At 58.1% G+C, this 4,076-nt stretch carries 2 protein-coding genes; one reads left to right on the top strand and one right to left on the bottom strand.

The features are described 5' to 3' along the window. Position 1 precedes the first annotated feature (1 nt). Positions 2-2,989, bottom strand: a complete 2,988-nt coding sequence (ileS, locus tag WA354_RS08690) for an isoleucine--tRNA ligase (protein WP_472812612.1) — start codon at positions 2,987-2,989, stop codon at positions 2-4. Positions 2,990-3,202: 213 nt separating this feature from the next. On the opposite strand from ileS, the gene WA354_RS08685 reads away from it, so the two are divergent. After that, positions 3,203-4,076, top strand: an 874-nt coding sequence (locus tag WA354_RS08685) for an energy transducer TonB (protein ID WP_472812611.1), incomplete at its 3' end; no start/stop codon positions are given.

The raw sequence follows: 4,076 nt of genomic DNA, 5'->3' as shown, positions 1-4,076 counted from the left end.
CTCACTGAGCGGCCTCCGGCGGGTTGATGCCCATCTCCTTGAGAGCGCCTTGGCAGCGGGTGCAGACGTTTTGCCAGATCCCGTAGTTGGAGACTTCGGGCATGAAGTTCCAGCAGCGGGCGCATTTGTAGCCGCTGGCAGGGAGAGCGGTGATCTTGTTCGATGGGGCGTCGATAAGCGTAACCTTAGATACGTTCAGAATCTCTTTCAGACTCGTGGAGTATTTGTTCCATACGGTCAGTTCGTTCAGCAATTCACTGGAGAAGCGAATCTCCACATCGGCCTCAAGCCCTTTTCCAATGTGTTTTTCCTTGCGCGCCTCTTCGAGAACGAGCATGACTCTATCGCGAAGGTTGAAGATCTGTTTCCATTCTTCGAGCAACTTCGCAGGGTCTTGCGAATAGATCTCTTCTGGTTTGGGAAAGAGCGTGAGGTGGACGCTCTCTTCGCGGCCGGCGGTGGCTGGAAGGTATTCCCACACTTCGTCGGCGGTAAAGCTCATGATCGGCGCTACGAGACGAACGAGGGTTTCGGTGATCTGCCAGAGCACTGTCTGCGCTGAACGTCGAGCAACCGAAGTCGGCGCGAAGGTGTACATACGGTCTTTGAGGATGTCGAGGTAGAACGAGCTCAAGTCGACGATGGCGAATTCGTTGACGGCCTGGTAGACGCGATGAAATTCAAATGCCTCGTACCAGGCTTGGATTTTCTCGCTGAGTTCACGGGTGCGGGCGAGCATGTATAGATCGAGCGGCAGGAGATCCGACTCGGGGATGCGGTCGCGCACGGCATCGAAGCCGTTGAGATTGCCGAGGAGGAAGCGGAAAGTATTGCGCAGCTTGCGATAGAGCTCGGCGCAGCGCTGCATCAGGTTTTCGCTGGCGGCCATGTCTTCGCGGAAGTCGATGGACGCTACCCAGAGGCGAACGATTTCGCCACCCATGCGTTGGGCGATGTCGACGGGGTCTACGCCGTTGCCGAGCGATTTCGACATGGCGCGACCTTGTTCATCGAGGGTCCAGCCGGCGGTGGCGACGTGCGAGTAGGGCGCGCGACCACGAAGAGCGACCGATGTGAGCAGCGATGAGTGGAACCAGCCGCGGTGCTGATCGCCCCCTTCGAGGTACAGGACCTCAGGGGCTAAAGTCCCATCAGTCTTTTTCGCATCGTTCGGCACGACTGAAGTCGTGCCCTGACGCTCCGTGCCGCTTCCGGTTTGAAAGGCTTTATAGATTGCGCGCAAGTCGGGATCGGATTCGCAGACGGCGAACCAGCTTGTGCCGGAATCGAACCAGACGTCGAGGATATCGGTTTCCTTGCGGAACGTGACCCCTTCGCAGTGCGAGCACTTTGTGCCTGCGGGAAGCAGATCGGTGATGGGCGTGGTGTGCCAGGCATCGGCGCCTTCGCGTTCGAAGAGGTCGATGATTTTGCGATCGAGTGCCGGGTCGATGATGGGTTGACTGCAGCCCTCGCACATAAAGACAGCGATGGGCACACCCCAGATACGCTGGCGGCTGATGCACCAGTCGGGGCGGGTGGCGATCATGTTGGTGATGCGTTCTTTGCCCCACGAGGGATCCCACACGACCTTGTCGATTTCTTCGATAGACAATTGGCGATACGTGGTTTCAGACCCGTCGGCGCGCTTCATCGGAGTTTCGAGGGATATGAACCACTGCTCGGTGGCGCGGAAGATGACGGGATGGTGGCAGCGCCAGCAGTGCGGGTAGGAGTGCTCGAGATCGGAGACGGCGAGCAGGGCGCGGTACTCCTCGAGCATGGCAACGATGATGGGATTGGCGGCCCAGACCTTTTTCCCTTCGAAGGGAGGGAGCGATGTAAGAGGCCATGCGGAAGGGTCTACATGGAGATGACCGGCGGCATCAACGCGGCAGGTCTGGTCGAGATCGTAACGCTGGCCGGTGTAGAAGTCGTCGGCGCCATGAGAGGGTGCAGTGTGGACGGCGCCCGTACCTTGATCTGCTGTGACATAGGTGGCAAGCACGCCGAGAATGCTGCGCTCGAGGAACGGGTGCTTGAAAGTAGTGTGCTCGAGATTGCTGCCTTTGAAGCGAGTTAGTTCTGAGGTCGCGCCAAGTTTGCAGGCGGCGATGACGGCAGGCGCGAGTTCGGCGGCCACGATGTAGACGGGATCCGATGGCGAGCCGGGCAATTTTGGGTCGCCACTGGCAGTGAACGCGACGTATTCGAAGTCAGGGTGGAAAGCGACGGCCATGGAGGCGGGTATAGTCCATGGGGTTGTGGTCCAGATGATGGTGTAGACTTCGCGGCCTGCGAGCGCAGGATCGAGCGCTTCGGGGGATGAGGTCAGCCGATAGCGCACATATATGGATGGGCTGGTGTGTGATTCGTACTCGACTTCAGCTTCGGCAAGGGCGGTGCGGTCGTGGATGCACCAGTAGACGGGTTTGAGTCCGCGATAGACGAAGCCCTTCTCAAGGAAACCGTAGAAGGCCTCGAGGGTGCGAGCCTCGTAGTCGCGTGCCATGGTCATGTAAGGCTTGTCCCAGCGGCCAAAACAACCGATGCGTTCGAACTGGGAGGTTTGCAGGTCAACGTACTTTTGCGCGTAGTCGCGGCAGGCGGCGAGCACCTCAGGAACCGGCATTTCCAGCTTCTTGCGGCCGAGCTGCTCGTCGACCTTGATCTCAATGGGCAGGCCGTGGCAGTCGTAGCCCGGGACATAGGGGGAGTCGAAGCCGGCCATGGTTTTCGATTTGACGACAAAGTCTTTCAATCCCTTGTTAAGGGCGTGGCCGAGGTGAATGGGACCGTTGGCGTACGGAGGTCCATCGTGGAGCAAATATGCGGGGCGGCCGGCGCAGGTTTCGCGCAACTTTTCATAGAGGCGAAGCGCAGCCCACTTTTCCAGCCGAAGGGGCTCATTCTGAGGCAGATTGGCCTTCATCGGAAAGGTGGTTTGCGGCAAGGTTAAGGTCGCCTTCAACTCCGGCGCTGGAGACATTTGAACTCCCATGAGAACGGTAAGAAGATCGTGAATATTTAGTGTAAAGGAGCGGGAGAGAAAATTTAGGTAACAACTCTTGCCGGACTCCGTCTATCGTTTATGGGAGCTCTCATTTCCGGGAAATACGAGTCTCTGGAGAACACAACAACCCCCGACCCGGCGTCTTCTCATCTAAAGACAAAGACGGGTAATGTCGAGCATAATGGAGAGATGGACCGGGAGGCGGGCGATGGCCAATTATGGCCGCCCCAGCCAAATGGGCCAACATCGGCAAATATGGCAAATGACGTTTTAATCCAGCCAGATTCAGAGACAAAGGACGACTTGCCCTCGATGGAAGGTCACGAGCTTGACTCGTTCCTCGGGAAGGCGTTCGACGAAAAGCCGATCTGGAAAGATCTCTACGAGAATATCCACGACGTCTTTTTTCCCCCAAAGCTTCCACCGCTGGTTCTGACATCAAAGCCGATCCCGGTGCCGGACCGGATGGCGGTAAAGGCAAATCCCTGGGCTGTCGGGACATCGAGTTTTATCAATCTTGGAATACTGGCGCTGGCAATCTGGCTCGGGCTGACCTTTATACATCCCGTGACGAAGCCGGCAATGAACCTGACCAGCGTGGATGTGAGCGACATTCTGAAGGCGCCCAAGCTGGCCACACCGGCGGGCGGCGGTGGCGGTGGCGGTTCGCATGACATTGTTGACCCCTTGAAGGGCAAGCTGCCCCCGCGGATGAAGGATCCAATTACGCCTCCGATGGTCCCGATCCTGGAAAAGCCGAAGCTCGCTTTTACGCCAGCGATCAATGTGCAGAAGGACATCACCCTGCCAGATAACCCGCAGATGCTGAACTTTGGCGTAAAGAACTCCGCCAATGTGCAACTGGCCTCTAACGGTTCGGGCGGGGGCGGAGGTATGGGCAGCGGCTACGGCGGGGGGCTTGGCTCAGGGAACGGGAATGGATACGGACCGGGTACCGGCGGCAACACCGGCGGCGGCGTTTATCACATTGGCGGTGGTGTTTCGGCGCCAATTCCAATCTTTACTCCGGAGGCTGAATTTTCCGATGAGGCTCGGCGTGCCA

Source organism: Occallatibacter sp. (assembly GCF_049802275.1).
Classification (GTDB): Bacteria; Acidobacteriota; Terriglobia; order Terriglobales; family Acidobacteriaceae; genus Telmatobacter.
This window is presented reverse-complemented; position numbering and strand designations above follow the sequence as displayed.

Bases quoted from the DNA above. Each gene is read 5' to 3' on its own strand.
- ileS (WP_472812612.1), bottom strand. From the start codon at position 2,989: ATGTCTCCAGCGCCGGAGTTGAAGGCGACCTTAACCTTGCCGCAAACC.